This window comes from Streptococcus sp. 17.1 (assembly GCF_016648655.1).
Classification (GTDB): Bacteria; Bacillota; Bacilli; order Lactobacillales; family Streptococcaceae; genus Streptococcus; species Streptococcus salivarius_E.
The window spans coordinates 83,229-99,991 of sequence record NZ_JACLQM010000003.1 but is presented as its reverse complement, the minus strand read 5'-3'; the positions used below and the strand labels follow the sequence as shown (position 1 = coordinate 99,991).

The 16,763-nt window shown below is 38.9% G+C and carries 16 protein-coding genes; 15 read left to right on the top strand and 1 reads right to left on the bottom strand.

The window, feature by feature from the left end:
* Positions 1 to 70 precede the first annotated feature (70 nt).
* From H7T99_RS03140 to rpsU, 9 genes are all read left to right on the top strand, one after another.
* Positions 71 to 1,006, top strand: a complete 936-nt coding sequence (locus H7T99_RS03140) for a CPBP family intramembrane glutamic endopeptidase (RefSeq protein WP_037602895.1) — start codon at positions 71 to 73, stop codon at positions 1,004 to 1,006.
* Positions 1,007 to 1,076: 70 nt separating this feature from the next.
* Entirely contained in the window at positions 1,077 to 1,697 is a 621-nt protein-coding gene (locus H7T99_RS03135) for a hypothetical protein (RefSeq protein ID WP_037602896.1), read from the top strand.
* Complete coding sequence (gene uvrB / locus H7T99_RS03130; RefSeq protein WP_037602897.1) at positions 1,687 to 3,678, top strand: excinuclease ABC subunit UvrB; 1,992 nt, start codon at positions 1,687 to 1,689, stop codon at positions 3,676 to 3,678. Before H7T99_RS03135 ends, uvrB begins: the two co-directional genes overlap by 11 nt.
* A gap of 496 nt (positions 3,679 to 4,174) precedes the next feature.
* The gene (locus tag H7T99_RS03125; protein WP_037602904.1) at positions 4,175 to 4,639 is read left to right on the top strand and encodes an 8-oxo-dGTP diphosphatase; all 465 of its coding nucleotides are present in this window, start codon (positions 4,175 to 4,177) and stop codon (positions 4,637 to 4,639) included.
* Between the two features lie 213 nt (positions 4,640 to 4,852).
* The gene (locus H7T99_RS03120; protein WP_037602907.1) at positions 4,853 to 5,665 is read left to right on the top strand and encodes a transporter substrate-binding domain-containing protein; all 813 of its coding nucleotides are present in this window, start codon (positions 4,853 to 4,855) and stop codon (positions 5,663 to 5,665) included.
* 11 nt (positions 5,666 to 5,676) lie between these two features.
* The gene (locus H7T99_RS03115; protein WP_037602910.1) at positions 5,677 to 6,474 is read left to right on the top strand and encodes a transporter substrate-binding domain-containing protein; all 798 of its coding nucleotides are present in this window, start codon (positions 5,677 to 5,679) and stop codon (positions 6,472 to 6,474) included.
* Between the two features lie 244 nt (positions 6,475 to 6,718).
* Complete coding sequence (locus H7T99_RS03110) at positions 6,719 to 7,828, top strand: aminotransferase (RefSeq protein ID WP_037602912.1); 1,110 nt, start codon at positions 6,719 to 6,721, stop codon at positions 7,826 to 7,828.
* A 61-nt stretch (positions 7,829 to 7,889) separates the two neighbouring features.
* Complete coding sequence (locus tag H7T99_RS03105) at positions 7,890 to 8,684, top strand: ABC transporter substrate-binding protein (protein WP_037602915.1); 795 nt, start codon at positions 7,890 to 7,892, stop codon at positions 8,682 to 8,684.
* Positions 8,685 to 8,878: 194 nt separating this feature from the next.
* Positions 8,879 to 9,055 (top strand): 30S ribosomal protein S21, encoded by a 177-nt coding sequence (gene rpsU / locus H7T99_RS03100; RefSeq protein WP_002884573.1) that lies wholly within the window; start codon positions 8,879 to 8,881, stop codon positions 9,053 to 9,055.
* A 157-nt stretch (positions 9,056 to 9,212) separates the two neighbouring features.
* Here rpsU and mscL read toward each other — a convergent pair whose 3' ends face one another.
* Complete coding sequence (mscL, locus tag H7T99_RS03095; RefSeq protein WP_002884705.1) at positions 9,213 to 9,593, bottom strand: large conductance mechanosensitive channel protein MscL; 381 nt, start codon at positions 9,591 to 9,593, stop codon at positions 9,213 to 9,215.
* Between the two features lie 162 nt (positions 9,594 to 9,755).
* Between mscL and dnaG the strand changes: the two genes are divergently transcribed.
* The 6 genes from dnaG (at position 9,756) to rfbD (ending at position 16,758) form a co-directional block, all read left to right on the top strand.
* A complete protein-coding gene (dnaG, locus tag H7T99_RS03090) occupies positions 9,756 to 11,567 on the top strand; it encodes a DNA primase (protein ID WP_201035946.1) in 1,812 nt (603 codons plus the stop codon).
* Between the two features lie 3 nt (positions 11,568 to 11,570).
* On the top strand, positions 11,571 to 12,680 hold the full coding sequence (gene rpoD / locus H7T99_RS03085) for an RNA polymerase sigma factor RpoD (RefSeq protein ID WP_002884252.1): 1,110 nt from the start codon (positions 11,571 to 11,573) through the stop codon (positions 12,678 to 12,680).
* Between the two features lie 53 nt (positions 12,681 to 12,733).
* Entirely contained in the window at positions 12,734 to 13,069 is a 336-nt protein-coding gene (locus H7T99_RS03080) for a metal-sulfur cluster assembly factor (protein ID WP_002884757.1), read from the top strand.
* Positions 13,070 to 13,440: 371 nt separating this feature from the next.
* Positions 13,441 to 14,856 carry a DUF2142 domain-containing protein gene (locus tag H7T99_RS03075; RefSeq protein WP_175063029.1) on the top strand — a complete coding sequence of 472 codons (1,416 nt, stop codon included), beginning with the start codon at positions 13,441 to 13,443 and terminating at the stop codon, positions 14,854 to 14,856.
* 59 nt (positions 14,857 to 14,915) lie between these two features.
* Positions 14,916 to 15,842, top strand: a complete 927-nt coding sequence (locus H7T99_RS03070; RefSeq protein WP_175063028.1) for a glycosyltransferase family 2 protein — start codon at positions 14,916 to 14,918, stop codon at positions 15,840 to 15,842.
* A gap of 64 nt (positions 15,843 to 15,906) precedes the next feature.
* On the top strand, positions 15,907 to 16,758 hold the full coding sequence (gene rfbD, locus H7T99_RS03065; protein ID WP_175063027.1) for a dTDP-4-dehydrorhamnose reductase: 852 nt from the start codon (positions 15,907 to 15,909) through the stop codon (positions 16,756 to 16,758).
* Positions 16,759 to 16,763 lie beyond the last annotated feature (5 nt).

Here is a 16,763-nt window from a genome sequence, read left to right as displayed (position 1 = left end):
GTTGACAAGCTTGTGTCAATTAGTTACACTGTAATCGAATACATGTAAGATTTGTTACAGGAGCTAAAAAATGAAGAAACGTATGCTTGAGAAATATACTAGCCGATATGATAAAGTTCCAAGTTGGCTGATGATTATGCTGTCCTGTTTTATTGCCTTTGGTTATGTCCTTGTAGGTGGATTTCTATCAGGGATTGTTGTGGGAATTCCAATGGCGATTGTTCTTTCTTTCTTAGTATTAAATGGTAACATTCAGTTCCAGGATATAAATACGATTTCCTATAAGATGTTTTCAAACATGTATTTTCAGTTGGGAACATTTGCCTTTACTGCCTTAGTTATCTTTTTCTGGGTTAAAGTTGTTGAAAAACGTCCCATTCGTACACTTGGATTTTTCAAGGGTCATATTTGGTTGAACTTGCTTAAGGGCTGGGGGCTTGGGACTCTACTCTTGTTAGTTAGTTTCTTTGGGACTTATTTACTTGGAGGGTTAGAATTTGTAAAAGTAGACTTTTCTCAGAGAACCCTCTTATATATATTATCCCTAATCCCCTTCTGGTTTATCCAAGGCGGAACCGAGGAACTGGTGACACGTGGTTGGTTACTTCAGACGGTGACTAATAAATTGAACCTTTCTTGGGGAATTGCTATTTCAAGTTCTTTCTTTTCAATATTACACCTAGGAAATCAAGGTGTTACCGCCTTGTCTCTAATCAGTATTGTTCTAGTAGGGGTTCTCATGGCTCTTTACATGCTCAAGACAGATAATATCTGGGGTGTCGCTGCCTTTCACGGTGCTTGGAACTTCGCGCAAGGGAATCTAGTTGGCGTGGCAGTTAGTGGGCAGAATGCAGGCGGTAGCTTATTGCACTTTCAGGCCAGGTCAGGCGTGCCTGATTGGTTATCAGGTGGAGCCTTTGGTCTGGAAGGGAATATCGTTACCTGTCTCGTTCTCTTGGTAGTGATTATTATCCTTCGTCTACAATTGAAAAAAGAAAACTTTTAAGGCTGAGTTCAAAGACTCGGTCTTTTTACTTCTGTGTTAAAATAGAAGAAAGTTTGGAAAAGGGGAAGAGATGAGAGTTAGACTTGAGCGAGGTATGATTTGTGTTCAAATTGTCTATGGACTTATATTTCTTGTCGCTTCCACCGGTCTATTCTGCTGGTTTCTTATAGATGATTATCGTTTTGGGAACTTTGTAGATAATTGTGTTGCCTTCTTCATTTTACTAATATTTCTTCATGCTCTGACTAATTTAGTTGACGGTATTGTGAGACTTAAGGGTCATAAAAAAATTTTGGAAATTAACAATGATACCTTTATTTATTATGGAAGGTTATGTGGACGAGTAACCTTTGAGATTCCGCTGTCTGAGATTGACTTGGTTATGAAGGATTGGTCAACGCCAATGGATGATGCCAAACACTCGTCGACTATATACTATATTCTAAAACGTATCGATGATTTCGGAAATATAAGGTCTTGGGAAAGGCAGAGATATAGAGTTTTATACATTTTTTTCAATGATAGTAAAACGGCCTTGAAATATGATAAAAAACTTGGTTTTCAGACAAGAAAAAAGCGAAAATACGTTGCTGAGACAAAAATGATTCACATTCCTATCGCAGAAGGAGAATTTTTCTCCGACCAAGAGATGAATGATTACATAAATGAAAGGAAAAACCATGATAGATAGAAAAGAAGACAACCAATTTCATTTGGTTTCTAAATATGAACCTTCTGGGGATCAACCTCAGGCCATCGAAGCCTTGGTGGACAATATTGAAGGTGGTGAGAAAGCTCAAATCCTAAAGGGGGCGACAGGGACAGGTAAGACCTATACCATGAGTCAGGTCATTCAGCGCGTCAATAAACCAACCTTGGTTATCGCCCACAATAAAACTTTGGCAGGTCAGCTTTATGGAGAGTTCAAGGAGTTTTTCCCAGACAATGCTGTAGAATACTTCGTTTCCTACTATGATTTCTATCAGCCAGAGGCCTATGTACCGTCATCGGATACCTATATCGAAAAAGATAGCTCTGTAAATGATGAAATTGATAAGCTACGACACTCAGCAACCTCGGCCCTCCTCGAACGTAATGATGTTATCGTTGTAGCTTCCGTTTCTTGTATTTATGGTTTGGGTTCGCCTAAGGAATATGCCGATTCAGCGGTTAGCCTTCGTCCAAGCCAAGAAATTTCTCGAGATAAGTTGCTCAATGACCTAGTTGATATCCAGTTTGAGCGAAATGACATTGATTTCCAACGTGGAAAATTCCGTGTACGCGGTGATGTGGTCGAGATTTTCCCTGCCAGCCGTGATGAGCACGCCTTTCGTGTCGAATTTTTCGGTGATGAGATTGACCGCATCTGTGAGATTGAGAGTTTGACAGGACGCAATCTCGGTGAGGTCGAGCACCTTGTTCTTTTCCCGGCGACTCACTTTATGACTAATGAAGAGCATATGGAAGAGGCCATCAAGAATATTATGGAAGAGATGGAAGCTCAAGTTAAACAATTTGAAGCTGAGGGTAAGCTCATCGAGGCTCAACGTATCCGCCAAAGGACAGAATACGATGTTGAAATGCTTCGTGAGATGGGCTACACAAATGGTGTTGAAAACTATTCACGACACATGGATGGGCGAAAAGAGGGCGAGCCACCGTTCACCTTGCTTGATTTCTTCCCAGAAGATTTCCTCATCATGATTGATGAAAGTCACATGACAATGGGTCAGATTAAGGGAATGTATAACGGGGACCAAGCTCGTAAGAAGATGTTGGTTGATTACGGTTTCCGTTTGCCATCGGCGCTTGATAACCGTCCCCTCCGACGCGAGGAGTTCGAGAGTCATGTGCATCAGATTGTCTATGTTTCTGCTACCCCAGGCGACTATGAGATGGAACAGACCGAGACTGTGGTTGAGCAAATCATCCGTCCGACAGGGCTTCTTGATCCAGAAGTCGAAGTTCGTCCAACTATGGGTCAAATGGATGACCTCCTTGGTGAAATTAATGCCCGTACTGAAAAAGGCGAGCGTGTCTTTGTAACAACTTTGACTAAGAAGATGGCTGAAGACTTGACTGACTATCTCAAGGAAATGGGTGTCAAGGTCAAATACATGCACTCTGACATTAAGACTCTAGAGCGTACTGAGATTATCCGTGACCTACGTTTGGGTGTCTTTGATGTTCTTATCGGTATTAACCTTCTTCGTGAGGGAATTGACGTTCCTGAAGTTAGTCTGGTTGCTATTTTGGATGCTGATAAGGAAGGCTTCCTTCGTAATGAACGTGGACTTATCCAAACAATCGGACGTGCTGCCCGAAATAGTGAGGGGCACGTTATCATGTATGCGGATAAGATTACAGAGTCTATGCAGAAGGCCATGGATGAAACAGCTCGTCGTCGTGAAATCCAGATAGCCTATAATAAGGAGCATGGCATTGTTCCACAAACGATTAAGAAAGAAATTCGTGACCTTATTTCTATTACCAAGGCTAATGAAGCAGAAGTGGCAGAGGATAGTGTGGACTACAGTGCCATGAACAAGAAAGAACGTCAAGAAGCCATCAAGAAACTCCAAAAACAAATGCATGAAGCAGCAGAACTGCTTGACTTTGAATTGGCAGCTCAAATTCGTGACATGGTGTTAGAACTGAAGAGTATGGATTAGAAGTCCTAAACGTTAGGTTAATGCTTTAGCAAGATGTGCTAGCAAAAAAGGAGGCAACATTGAATTTAAGTTGGTTTAAGACAATCTGTCTTTTTATACCAGGTTTGGGGATTTCTTTACTGGCTTATGTTTATTTCCCCACTTTGTATAGAAGTTGAATACTGTTTCCGTTTGAGTGTAACTTTCTTCTATGGCCCATCCTGTTTCTTATCCATAAGCACCAGAGAAAAATGACGGCTTTCTTGTGTTTAAATTTGAACCTCTTTGTGTTTCTAACGCATGCTATAGAAGGTATAAAAATTGAAACAGGGGGAGAGTGGGAGAATTATACGCAAATTATTTTTGAGCCCCTGTGGACGATAAGAAGAGAACTTGTTTGGATATCAATATTTGGTTATGTATTCTTTATAGTTTTGTATGCTGCTCTTTATCTTTATTTACGACAAAATGATTGATTGTCATGGTTTTATTTGATTACTTACTAGAAAGGAACTATATGTCACGTTCACAAGCAACTATTCTGACCAATATGTGTCTCATCGAAGATGGTCATGGACATATTGTCATGCAAATCCGCGATCCCAAGCGTTATTCTTGGTCGGGAGCTGCCTTGCCAGGTGGTCATATCGAAGCACACGAGGGGCTAGTTGAGTCAGTTATCCGTGAGGTCAAGGAAGAAACTGGCTTGACCATCAGAAATCCTAAGCTAGTTGGTATGAAACATTGGTACACGACAGATGACGAGCGTTATCTGGTGTTCCTCTATAGAACTTCAGACTTTGAAGGAGACATTCATTCGACAGTAGAGGGAGAAGTCCGTTGGGTTGCTCGAGAGGATGTACCTAACATGGATCTAGCCTATGATATGCTCAACCTCCTGCGAGTGTTTGAAGAGGATCAACTTTCCGAGCTTTTCTATCGTGAGCGTCTTGAAAATGACTTTATCCGAGAATTTTGGTAAAAAAATGAACTATTTATTCAAATGAATGAATAGTTTTTTTGTCTTTAAAAACAGATAGAAAGCTTAAAATAAACGATTTTCAGATTTTGTAGCGATAATAAAATTAATAAAAATGAAAATTTTAATCAATAAAAGTTCATTTTTCATTGACAAATGCATAATAATACATTATTATACTTATATAAGTTAATAAATATAGAAAAGAGATTGATTATGAAAACATGGAAAAAACTTTTGTTGGGATTTGCAGGGATCTTTGCTTTGACGACTTTAGCAGCTTGTTCTTCGTCGAAGGACACTTTGGAAAAGGTACAAGATAAAGGAACTTTGACAGTTGCTCTTAATCCACACTTTGCTCCTTTTGAATTCAAGACAATCCAAAATGGTAAGGATACGATTGTTGGGGCAGATGTCGAAATTGCTAAGGCTATTGCAGATGAGCTTGGTGTAAAAGTCAAATTTTCTGAAATGTCTTTTGATAATGTCTTAGCCAATGTTCAATCTGGTAAGGCAGACATCGCCATTTCCGGAATCTCAGCTACTGAAGAACGTCAGAAAATCTTTGATTTCTCAGATACCTACTATGAGTCTGAAACGGTTCTTGTTGTCAAAAAAGATGCGACAGGAACTTACAAACAAACAGGTGATTTTGCTAAAAAATCTGTAGCTGTTCAAAAAGGTTCTATTCAAGAAAACATCGCCAAAGCCAACTTGTCAGATGCTAATGTGGTATCCTTGGCACAGCCTGGTGAAGCTATCAATGAATTGAAATCTGGTCAAGTTGAAGGAGTAGTTCTTGAAAAAGCCATTGCACAAGGTTATGTAGACCAAAATAGTGACTTAGCTGTGTCAGACATTGCGCTCAAGTCTGATTCAAAAGATGCCTATGCTGTCGCAATGCCTAAAGGAAGCGATAAGCTAAAAGCAAAGGTTAATAAGGTTATCGCTAAACTCAAAAAAGAAGGTAAGATTGACAGCTATGTTAAAGATGCCTATGCTCTTTCACTTAAGAGTTCTACTAAATAAGGGGTTATTATATGAAGAAATTTTGGTTTATCCTTACAGCTCTAGTCGCCACGTGCTTTCTAGTTGCTTGTAGTGGAAGTCAGGGAGTAAGTCCCAAAACGATTAAGGAAAAGAAAAAAATTGTCGTGGCAACAGAATCTGAATTTGCGCCTTTTGAGTTTAAATCATTGGTTAACGGCAAAGATACGCTGGTTGGAGCAGATATCGAATTGGCCAAAGCTATCGGTGAAAAACTCGGTGTAAAGGTTGAATTTTCCGTGATGTCTTTTGATAATGTTCTTGCTAACGTACAAAGTGGTAAAGCCGATATCGCCATTGCAGGGATTTCGGTGACTGACGAACGTAAGAAAGTTTATGATTTTTCAGACAGCTACTATACGTCAGAAAATGTAGTGATTGTCAAAAAAGACAAGGTAAATGACTACACAAGCACTGATAGTCTCGCAAAACAAACGGTCGGTACGCAAAAAGGGTCTGTCCAAGAAACCGTTGCTAAGAAACAAATCCCTAAGGCAAGTGTCGTATCACTAACTTCAAATGGTGAAATGATTAACGAACTCAAGTCAGGTCAGCTTCAAGCAGTTGTACTTGAGAAGGCGATTGCAGAAGGTTATATCGCTCAAAATGATGATTTAACCCTTGCCAACTTTAACCTCAAGTCAGATGGCACAGATGCTTATGCCGTCGCAACACGTAAGGGTTCAGATGACTTGCTTAAAGAAATCAATGCCGTCATCAAAGAGACTAAGGACTCTGGAAAATTTGACCAATGGTTGAAAGAAGCATCAACCTACAAACAAAGTAAGTAAATTTAAAACTCCCGAGCACCTGAAACGAGTACAATTTAGGTGCTTTCATCAACAGTGAAAAGTCTCGTTTGGTTCTCGCTTTACTCACTTAAGGGGAGCCTCTAAAAATTCTTAAATCTAAATGGGGCAATACCCCATTTTTTATTGAATTCTCTGCTAAAAACAGTTATTATCAAAGTAGGTAAGTCTGTTCAAATAGACAAATGACATCGTATAGAGTGCTTAAGAAAAGCAAGGAGAAACTATGAAGCTACCACGTTTTGGTGTTGAAGAATGGCTTAATGTCCATGAGAAATCTGCCATTTATGATATCGCAGGAGTTTCAATTAAGGCCCTCACAATGGGAGAATTGTTTGACCTATCAGGTCTTGATAAGGACGCCTTTTTTGCCCAATTACTAAAGAAAAAGATGGATTACGGCTGGATTGAAGGTTCACCAGAGTTCAAAACTCAGGTAGCTAGCTTATACAAGAACATGCCAGTTGATAACATCCTCCAAACCAACGGAGCTACAGGAGCTACTATGTTGGCACTCTATGCTCTCGTTGAGCCTGAGGACCATGTCATCTCCATGTATCCAACCTATCAACAGCTCTATGACATTCCTAAGTCACTAGGAGCAGAAGTGGATCTCTGGGAAGTTGAGGAGGACAAGGGCTGGTTGCCTGATTTGGAGCAACTACGTCGTCTGATTCGTCCCAATACCAAGATGATTTGCATTAACAATGCTAATAATCCGACCGGTGCCCTTATGGATGCTGCTTACCTTGAGGACCTAGTGGCTATCGCCAAAGAAGTGGGTGCCTATATCTTCTCAGATGAGGTCTATCGCAGTTTTGACCAGCCTGCACCTTCTATTGTTGATTTATATGAAAAGGGAATTGCGGTCAACAGTCTTTCAAAGACCTATTCGATTCCTGGTATTCGAGTTGGTTGGGTAGCTTCTAATACTGAGGTGGCAGACATTCTGCGGGACTACCGCGATTACACAATGATTTGTGCCGGTGTCTTCGACGATATGGTGGCTACCCTTGTCCTGGAAAATAAAGAAGCTATCCTAGAACGTAATCGTCAGATTGTAGAGGAAAATCTAGCCATCATGGATGCTTGGATTGTCAAAGAACCTAAGGCGTCATGGATTAGACCTGCCAGTGTTTCCACCTCTTTCGTCAAATTAGATGTCAATCGTCCTATCGAAGATTTTGCCTTAGAGCTTCTTCAAGACTATGGTGTTCTTGTGGTTCCGGGTAACCGTTTTGACAAGGAGTCACATGTCCGCATCGGTTATTGCTGTGACAAGGAAGTTCTTCAAAAAGGCTTGGAAAAACTGTCGCAATTTCTTAATAAATGTTGACAATACCACTAATTTTAAGTAAAATAAACGAGCAAAAATTATATTTATACAGGAGTTTCTTATGAAAAAACTATTCCTTGGAGCTATGGCTCTCCTTGCTGCTGTTACTTTGGTAGCTTGTGGGTCAAAAAAAGATGCTTACGAATCTATTAAAGAAAATAAAAAACTTGTCGTAGCAGTTAGCCCAGACTATGCACCGTTTGAGTTCAAAACTTTGGTCGACGGTAAAGACCAAGTTGTTGGTTCAGACATCAAGTTGGCACAAGCTATCGCTGATGAACTTGGGGTAAAACTCGAAGTAACAACAATGAGCTTCGATAATGTCCTTTCAAGTCTTCAATCAGGTAAAGCTGATCTCGCTATCTCAGGTATCTCAGTAACAGCTGAACGTAAGAAAACTTTCGATTTCTCAGATCCTTACTACGAAACACAAAATGCTATCATCGTTCGTAAAGATCAAGAATCAACTTACTCAAGCCTAGATGCTTTCAAAGGTAAAAAAGTTGCTGTTCAAAAAGGTACCATTGAAGAAGGTCTTGCTAAGAAACAATTGAAAGATTCAACAGTCGTATCACTTACAGCAATGGGTGAAGCCATTAACGAAGTTAAATCTGGCCAAGTTGATGCTGTTGACCTTGAAAAACCAGTAGCAGAAGGTTACGTGGCACAAAATCCAGATTTGGCTTTGGCAAGTGTTGCCCTCAAAGTTGACGATGGTGATGCTAAAGCTGTCGCTATGGCTAAAGGTAATGACAAATTGAAAGAAGCAGTAAACAAGGTTATCAAGAAATTGAAAGATAATGGTACTTATGACGAGTACATCAAGGATGCTTCTAAATACACAGCAGTTGAATAAAAGAGTAACTAGAGGGTGTTCCCTCTAGTTTTTTTGTATGGCAAATCATCTGATGAATCATTATGAAATATAGAAAATAGGGATGATGTCAAAAATTCTCAAACTTAAAAGATATTTCTTGACAGAAAAAGACGAGTCTTGTATACTTGAATAGAACGTGTAAAATGTTACATTATCTTGAGGAGGTGAATTCAATGTCAAAAACAGTAGTACGTAAAAACGAATCACTTGACGACGCTCTTCGTCGTTTCAAACGTTCTGTGACTAAAGCTGGTACTCTTCAAGAGGCTCGTAAACGTGAACATTACGAAAAACCTTCTGTAAAACGTAAACGTAAATCAGAGGCAGCTCGCAAACGTAAAAAATTCTAATTAAGAATGAAATTAACAGAGAAAAGCTTGAGTTTACTCAAGTTTTTTCTTTTTCCTAGTATAGATAAACAGTTGGTATTCGCGAGATATAAAAAATAAGACGTCTGATAGTTCAGGCGTCTTAAGTTTCATATGTCTTTAGTTGAACAAATAAAAATTATTTGTTTGCAAGAAGATCGCGGATTTCAGCAAGCAATTCTTCTTGTGATGGACCTGCTGCTTCAGCAGCATCCTCAGCTTCTTTTTTGCTAAGAGCTGTTGCTTTGCTAGCAGCTTTAACAACGAAGAAGAGAGTAGTACCAACGATGATGAAGTTGATAACTGCGCTCAAGAAGCTACCGTATGCGATACCGTTCCATGACAATTTAGAAAGGTTCTCAACGTTAGCGGCCTTAACAACTGGGTTAAGGATAAGTGGTGTGATGATATCACCAACAAGTGAAGTGATAATAGCGTTGAAAGCAGCCCCCATAACAACGGCTACAGCAAGATCAAGGACGTTACCCTTGAACAAAAAGTCTTTAAGTTCTTTAATCATTTTGACAATAAATCCTTTCTTTTATTTACTTTTAATAGTTTATCCGATTTTGTAAATCTTGACAAGAGATTTGCTCATGAAAAATTGATTTTATTTTACTTTCATTTTTCATCGTGTTATAATTAGGGGTAATGCAATTATGGTAAGATAGGGGGCGATTAGATGGTGATTGATAAAGCTTTAATAGAAGATATTAAGAGCAGTACCAACATCGTCGACGTGATTGGCGAAGTTGTCAGTCTTAATCGTGCAGGTCGCAATTACCTAGGTCTCTGCCCCTTCCATAAGGAGAAAACCCCCTCATTTAATGTTATTGAGGACAGACAGTTTTACCATTGTTTTGGTTGCGGAAAGTCTGGGGATGTCTTTAAATTTTTAGAGGAATACCGTCAGATTTCTTTCCAAGAAAGTGTCAAGGTTCTGGCAGACCGCTTAGGTATTGCAGTTACGATAGACGCACCAAGACAGGCTCAGCAGCAGAATTCTCCTAATCAAGCTTTCTATGATCTTCATGAGGATGCGCTGAAGTTTTATCACGCTGTTCTGATGACGACCAAGATAGGAGAAGCAGCGCGTGCCTACCTCTATGAGCGTGGTATGACTGACGATTTACTTAAGACCTTCCAGATTGGTCTAGCCCCTGACGAACCAGATTATCTCTATCAGTCTGTATCAAAAAAATATGACGAAGAGGTGCTGACAGAATCAGGTCTTTTTAATCTTTCTGAAAGTAATCGTCTTTTCGATACTTTTAAAAATCGAATTATGTTTCCACTCAAAAATGAGTTTGGAAAGACCATCGGTTTTTCAGGGCGTGTTTGGACTAAGCGAGATATTGAAAAAGGACAAGCCAAGTACAAAAATACAAGGGCTACCCGTATTTTCAATAAATCCTATGAACTCTACCACCTCGATCAGGCTAAGCCAGTCATTCAGAAGACCCATGAGGTCTATCTGATGGAGGGGTTCATGGATGTCATTGCTGCCTATAGGGCTGGGCATATTAATGCTGTGGCTTCTATGGGGACGGCCTTGACCCCTGAACATGTCAATCGTCTGCGTAAACTCACCAAGAAAATTGTTCTGACCTATGATGGTGATAAGGCTGGGCAAAATGCGATTGCCAAGTCTCTTGAGCTTTTATCGGATTTTCAAGTCGATATTGTTAAAATTCCAGACAATATGGACCCTGATGAATATCTACAGAAAACATCCGAAGAGGCTTTGGGGAAACTCTTGGTCGAGTCCCGCATTTCAGATGTGGAATTTTGGATTGGACAGCTCAAGCCTGCTAATGTAGACAATCTTCAAGCAGAGATTGCCTATGTAGAGCAGATTGCTAAGATTATTGCCAAGTCACCTTCTGTGACGGCACAAAATTCTTACATTTCTAAGGTGGCTGACCTTTTGCCTGACTTTGATTTTTTCCAAGTCGAGCAAGCGGTCAATAATGAACGATTGACCATTAGGAATCAGCAGACGGCTCAATTATCGGCTGCTAGTAATAGTGCTTATGAGTCTTCAGCGTCAGGATTCAGAGGGACGGTCAAACTACCTTCTACACCTAAGATTACAGGTCTTCGTCGGGCGGAAAATCAACTCTTCCATCGTATGCTTAATCATCCTATGATTTTGAATGACTATCGCATGAGAGAGGAGTTTTTCTTCCAAACGCCTGAGTTAGAGGAGCTTTATCATATTCTGAAACAAGATGGTCAGATTGATACCGTAGCTTTATCTCTACTTTCTCAAGAGGTGCAAACAGCCTATTATCAGGTTTTAGAGGAGATTTTACCACCTGAAACAAGTCTTGAAGAAGTTCAGGCTATCGAAGAGCGTAGAAATCATTTTTTGAGGGAACAGGACTTTCGTAAGCAAAGTAAACAAATAAGAGAATCAAGTAACCACGGTGATGTGGATGCAGCGGTGGAAGCCCTGCAGATGCTCATCGCCCAAAAACGAGATATGGAGTAACACATGGCAAAGAAAAAACAAAATACAGCATTTAACGTTCAAGTCGCTGATTTCATTCGTAACCACAAAAAAGCTGGTACAGCAATTGATGATGAAGTCACAGAAAAACTAGTTATCCCATTTGTTCTTGATGCTGATGGAATTGATGACCTTTTGGAACGTTTGACAGACGGTGGTATCTCTATCACTGATAAGGACGGAAATCCTTCATCTAAATATGTTGTTGAAGCCCCAAAACCAGAAGAGTTGACAGACGAGGAGCTTCTTGGTTCAAACTCAGCTAAGGTCAATGACCCTGTTCGTATGTACCTCAAAGAGATTGGGGTAGTTCCTCTCTTGAGTAATGAAGAGGAAAAAGAATTGGCTATCGCTGTTGAAAATGGTGACTTGGAAGCTAAACAACGTTTGGCAGAAGCCAACCTTCGTTTGGTAGTCTCAATCGCTAAACGCTATGTGGGACGTGGTATGCAGTTCTTGGACTTGATTCAAGAAGGTAACATGGGGCTTATGAAAGCCGTTGATAAATTTGACTACTCTAAGGGTTTCAAATTCTCAACTTATGCGACATGGTGGATCCGTCAAGCAATCACTCGTGCCATCGCAGACCAAGCACGTACCATCCGTATCCCAGTTCACATGGTTGAAACTATTAATAAATTGGTGCGTGAGCAACGTAACCTCTTGCAAGAGTTGGGACAAGACCCAACACCTGAGCAAATCGCTGAACGTATGGATATGACTCCGGATAAGGTTCGTGAGATCCTTAAGATTGCTCAAGAGCCAGTTTCTCTAGAAACACCTATCGGTGAAGAAGATGATAGCCATTTGGGTGACTTTATCGAGGATGAAGTTATTGAAAATCCAGTAGATTACACAACTCGTGTGGTTCTTCGTGAACAATTAGATGAAGTGCTTGATACTCTTACAGACCGTGAAGAGAATGTTCTTCGTCTCCGTTTCGGTCTTGATGATGGGAAGATGCGTACTTTGGAAGATGTTGGTAAAGTCTTCAACGTCACTCGCGAACGTATTCGTCAGATTGAAGCTAAAGCCCTTCGTAAATTGCGCCACCCAAGCCGTAGTAAACAACTTAAAGACTTTATTGAAGACTAAGATAGTAAATGGAAGGGGCCTGATTATTAGGCCCTGATTTTGGAGGAAAAGCTATGTCTGAAGTAAAATACACTGAAGCAGAAATTGAAAAAATCAAGGATCGTATCTTGGAAGCTTTAGAAATGGTTATTGACCCTGAGTTGGGAATTGATATTGTCAACCTTGGCCTTATTTACGATATCCGTTTCCAGCAAGATGGCTATACTGAAATCGATATGACCTTGACGACTATGGGATGCCCACTGGCAGACCTTTTGACAGACCAAATTTATGACGCTATGAAAGAAGTACCAGAAGTCACTAAGACAGAGGTTAAGCTGGTCTGGACACCAGCGTGGACTATCGAAAAGATGAGCCGTTATGCTCGTATCGCCCTAGGTATTCGTTAGGAGAAATCTTATGAAAACAAGTTGTTACTTTATACTAACGAACTTTTAGCCGAGACAATCGCATTTAACTTTCGGATGTTAATTGTGATTGTCTTTTTGTTTGAGAAATTATAATCTCTTTGAAACATATCAATTTAGATGTTAAAAAAATCAGTAATCAGCAATTTGATACTCACAGAAAACTTCCTATCATTCTATACTATAGTTAGTTTTGTTCTATTCGTTAGTTGAGGAGGAAGAAATTTATGATACTTTTTTAGATTACTTTGAAAAAGAATTATAAATGTGAGATAATCTATACATATTATTACTCTAGTTATGATTGCTAATTTATATCGAATAATTAAGTTTAAGATTATGAAAGGATAGAAATGATTCGAAAGATATATAAATTTTTAAACATTGATAATAGTAAATATAGGAAATTATATTTATTTCAAATCTCATTGATATTTTTTGTAGGAATTTTATCAGTTTTTTTCAGATATCCAATGTCTTGGTATGATGAACAAGTCCATTATGCACGTGTTATAACGTATTCTAATGATTTAGATTCTAAAAGTGAAGGTTATATAGAAAAAGGTGAACAAGAACTAATAAATCAATCAATGAGAACAATCTCAAAATCATTAGGTGAATCTACTTCAGAGGTTATTAGCTTTCGTTGGAGTAATAGTTTTAAGAATGTTTCAGACAGTCGAATTGTTAAGACAAAAGATGGCTCAGCTGCCTCCGTTTATTCACCTTTAGTTTATTCCCCATATATAGTAGCAGCCTGGATTGCTAAGGTAATTGGTCTTCATACAATTACGACCTTCTTATTTTTACGTTTGATTGGCTTTTTGACAGTATTTGCACTCTTTTTATTTTCTATACGGAAAATTCCGTTTGGTAAAGCGTCGCTCATTGTCATTGCTTTAGTTCCAACAGTTACAATATCTTTCACGGCTATATCGGCTGATACTCTTACTTATGGACTTTTATTCTTAGTTATCTCACAATTAATGAGTATCTACCAGAAGGTATCTTTATCCTCAAAAGTTAAAAGTAAGGAGATTATCTCATTAATTATTTGTTCATTGTTTTTGACTTTAGCAAAGATGCCTGCTTTCACAGTACTTGCTTTATATATCCCACTAATTTATATTGGCTTCAAAAAAGGTAAGTTATCTAAGCAACAAAATATAATTTTAGGTATGAGTTTTATAGTGTGTATTATATCAGCACTTACTTGGTATATGAGCATCAAAAATATAAATGGTAATGTAACTTATTATGGAGCTGTTAATATAGATCAATCTAAACAATTAGAGGTGTTGCTAACTCATCCGCTTAGAACACTTAGAGTATTCTTTGAAAATATCATAAATTTTCCATTTTTTGATTTTCAATTAGGATATTCTGATAATTTAAAGTGGACTCATGTTCCGGTTTTGATTTCGTTATTCTCGGTTTTTGGCTTTATTAGTAGCTTAAAGATTTGGGATGGTAAGCTATCAATTATTAACCGTGAAGATCGTATAATTTATAACTCATTATCTAAATTAATATTTTTGGGTATTATGTTACTGATTTTCCTAATATTTCTTCTTCAATCTACAGAGGTAGGTTCTGAAGCAATTGTAGGAATTCAGGGACGATATTTCTTTGCATTTTTGCCGTTGTTAATTCCATTTTCTAACGGTAAGTATATGTTAGATCAAAGTCAGTCAGTAAAAGTATTGTTCTTATCTACAATACCTCTAATATATTATTTAACATTACTTTTAGTCCAATTAAAAAATTGATTATTATACTATGAGTACTTTAGTTACTTTGTTTAAAATATTATGCTGGGGAGAAAAAGATGACCATATCAGTTGTAGTCCCATGTTTTAACGAAGAAGAATCGATTCCATTGTTTTATCGAGAAATGGAACGTGTTCGGATGGATATGGGAGAAAAGTTTGAATATATTTTTATAAATGATGGCTCTTCAGATGGTACGCTATCAGTTCTTCGAAAGCTACATGTTACAGATTCAAATGTGCATTACCTTTCTTTTTCTCGAAATTTCGGAAAAGAGGCAGCACTGTATGCTGGACTTGAGAGTGCTAGTGGTGAATACGTGACCGTCATGGATGTGGATCTGCAGGATCCTCCAGAGTTATTGATTGAAATGAAGCAGAGGTTGGAGGAACAGCCAGATTTAGACTGTGTTGGAACCCGACGCGTAACTCGGGATGGGGAGCCACCGATTCGCTCTTTCTTTGCACGGATGTTTTATAAATTGATCAATCATATTAGTCAAGTGGAAATGGTTGATGGGGCGCGTGATTTCCGTTTGATGCGCCGTCCTATGGTTGATGCTATTATGGAGTTATCGGAGTACAATCGTTTTTCAAAAGGGATTTTTGCTTGGGTAGGATTTGAGACAGAATACCTCGAATATAAAAATGTAGAGCGAGTGGCAGGAGTGACGTCTTGGAATTTTTGGTCCCTCTTTAAGTACTCGATTGAAGGAATTGTCAATTTCTCGGATGCTCCTCTAAACATTGCTTTTGTTGGTGGACTTTTATCTTGGATGTTGGCTTTTATCATAGTTATTCTAATCGTAATTCGCACCTTAGTCTTTGGTGATCCCACTTCTGGATGGCCATCCCTTATGACAGTGATTCTTTTCCTAGGAGGTTTCCAATTACTAACTATCGGGATTTTAGGGAAATATATCGGTAAGATCTTCATGGAAACAAAGAAACGTCCTATTTATGTTGTAAAAGAGAAAAGTAGATAAAAAGCAGAAAACTTCTGCTTTTTTTGCTATAATGAAAGAAAAAAATATTTGAAGGTATTTTATTATGATTCTAGTAACAGGTGCAAATGGCCAACTCGGAACTGAGCTTCGTCACCTTCTTGACGAACGTAACGAAGAATATGTAGCGGTAGATGTGGCAGAAATGGACATAACAGATGCTGAAAAAGTAGACGAAGTTTTTGCGGAAGTAAAACCAACCTTGGTTTATCACTGTGCTGCTTACACAGCTGTTGATGCTGCTGAAGATGAAGGTAAAGAGCTTGACTATGCTATCAACGTGACAGGTACTGAAAATGTCGCTAAGGCTGCTGAAAAACATGGTGTAACGCTAGTTTATATTTCAACAGACTACGTTTTCGATGGTGAAAAACCAGTCGGTCAAGAGTGGGAAGTTGATGACAAACCAGATCCACAGACAGAGTATGGTCGTACAAAACGCATGGGTGAAGAGTTAGTCGAAAAACATGTGACTAACTACTACATTATCCGTACTGCGTGGGTATTCGGTAACTATGGTAAGAACTTTGTCTTCACTATGCAAAACCTTGCTAAAACTCACAAAACACTTACAGTTGTTAATGACCAACATGGTCGCCCGACTTGGACACGTACTTTGGCAGAGTTCATGACTTATTTGGCTGAAAACCGTAAGGAATATGGTTACTATCACTTGTCAAATGATGCAGCAGAAGATACAACTTGGTATGACTTTGCGGTTGAAATCCTCAAAGATACTGATGTTGAAGTGAAACCTGTTGATTCAAGTCAATTCCCAGCTAAAGCTAAACGCCCACTTAACTCAACAATGAGTTTGGCTAAGGCTAAGGCTACAGGATTTGTCATTCCAACATGGCAAGATGCTTTGAAAGAGTTTTACAAACAAGAAGTGAAATAAAGATC

Excerpts from the sequence above, each read along its gene's own strand:
- H7T99_RS03135 (WP_037602896.1), top strand. The coding sequence starts at position 1,077 with ATGAGAGTTAGACTTGAGCGAGGTATGATTTGTGTTCAAATTGTCTAT.
- H7T99_RS03105 (WP_037602915.1), top strand. The coding sequence starts at position 7,890 with ATGAAAAAACTATTCCTTGGAGCTATGGCTCTCCTTGCTGCTGTTACT.
- H7T99_RS03125 (WP_037602904.1), top strand. The coding sequence starts at position 4,175 with ATGTCACGTTCACAAGCAACTATTCTGACCAATATGTGTCTCATCGAA.
- H7T99_RS03080 (WP_002884757.1), top strand. The coding sequence starts at position 12,734 with ATGTCTGAAGTAAAATACACTGAAGCAGAAATTGAAAAAATCAAGGAT.
- uvrB (WP_037602897.1), top strand. The coding sequence starts at position 1,687 with ATGATAGATAGAAAAGAAGACAACCAATTTCATTTGGTTTCTAAATAT.
- mscL (WP_002884705.1), bottom strand. The coding sequence starts at position 9,593 with ATGATTAAAGAACTTAAAGACTTTTTGTTCAAGGGTAACGTCCTTGAT.
- rfbD (WP_175063027.1), top strand. The coding sequence starts at position 15,907 with ATGATTCTAGTAACAGGTGCAAATGGCCAACTCGGAACTGAGCTTCGT.
- H7T99_RS03110 (WP_037602912.1), top strand. The coding sequence starts at position 6,719 with ATGAAGCTACCACGTTTTGGTGTTGAAGAATGGCTTAATGTCCATGAG.
- H7T99_RS03075 (WP_175063029.1), top strand. The coding sequence starts at position 13,441 with ATGATTCGAAAGATATATAAATTTTTAAACATTGATAATAGTAAATAT.
- H7T99_RS03140 (WP_037602895.1), top strand. The coding sequence starts at position 71 with ATGAAGAAACGTATGCTTGAGAAATATACTAGCCGATATGATAAAGTT.
- rpsU (WP_002884573.1), top strand. The coding sequence starts at position 8,879 with ATGTCAAAAACAGTAGTACGTAAAAACGAATCACTTGACGACGCTCTT.
- dnaG (WP_201035946.1), top strand. The coding sequence starts at position 9,756 with ATGGTGATTGATAAAGCTTTAATAGAAGATATTAAGAGCAGTACCAAC.
- H7T99_RS03070 (WP_175063028.1), top strand. The coding sequence starts at position 14,916 with ATGACCATATCAGTTGTAGTCCCATGTTTTAACGAAGAAGAATCGATT.
- H7T99_RS03120 (WP_037602907.1), top strand. The coding sequence starts at position 4,853 with ATGAAAACATGGAAAAAACTTTTGTTGGGATTTGCAGGGATCTTTGCT.
- rpoD (WP_002884252.1), top strand. The coding sequence starts at position 11,571 with ATGGCAAAGAAAAAACAAAATACAGCATTTAACGTTCAAGTCGCTGAT.
- H7T99_RS03115 (WP_037602910.1), top strand. The coding sequence starts at position 5,677 with ATGAAGAAATTTTGGTTTATCCTTACAGCTCTAGTCGCCACGTGCTTT.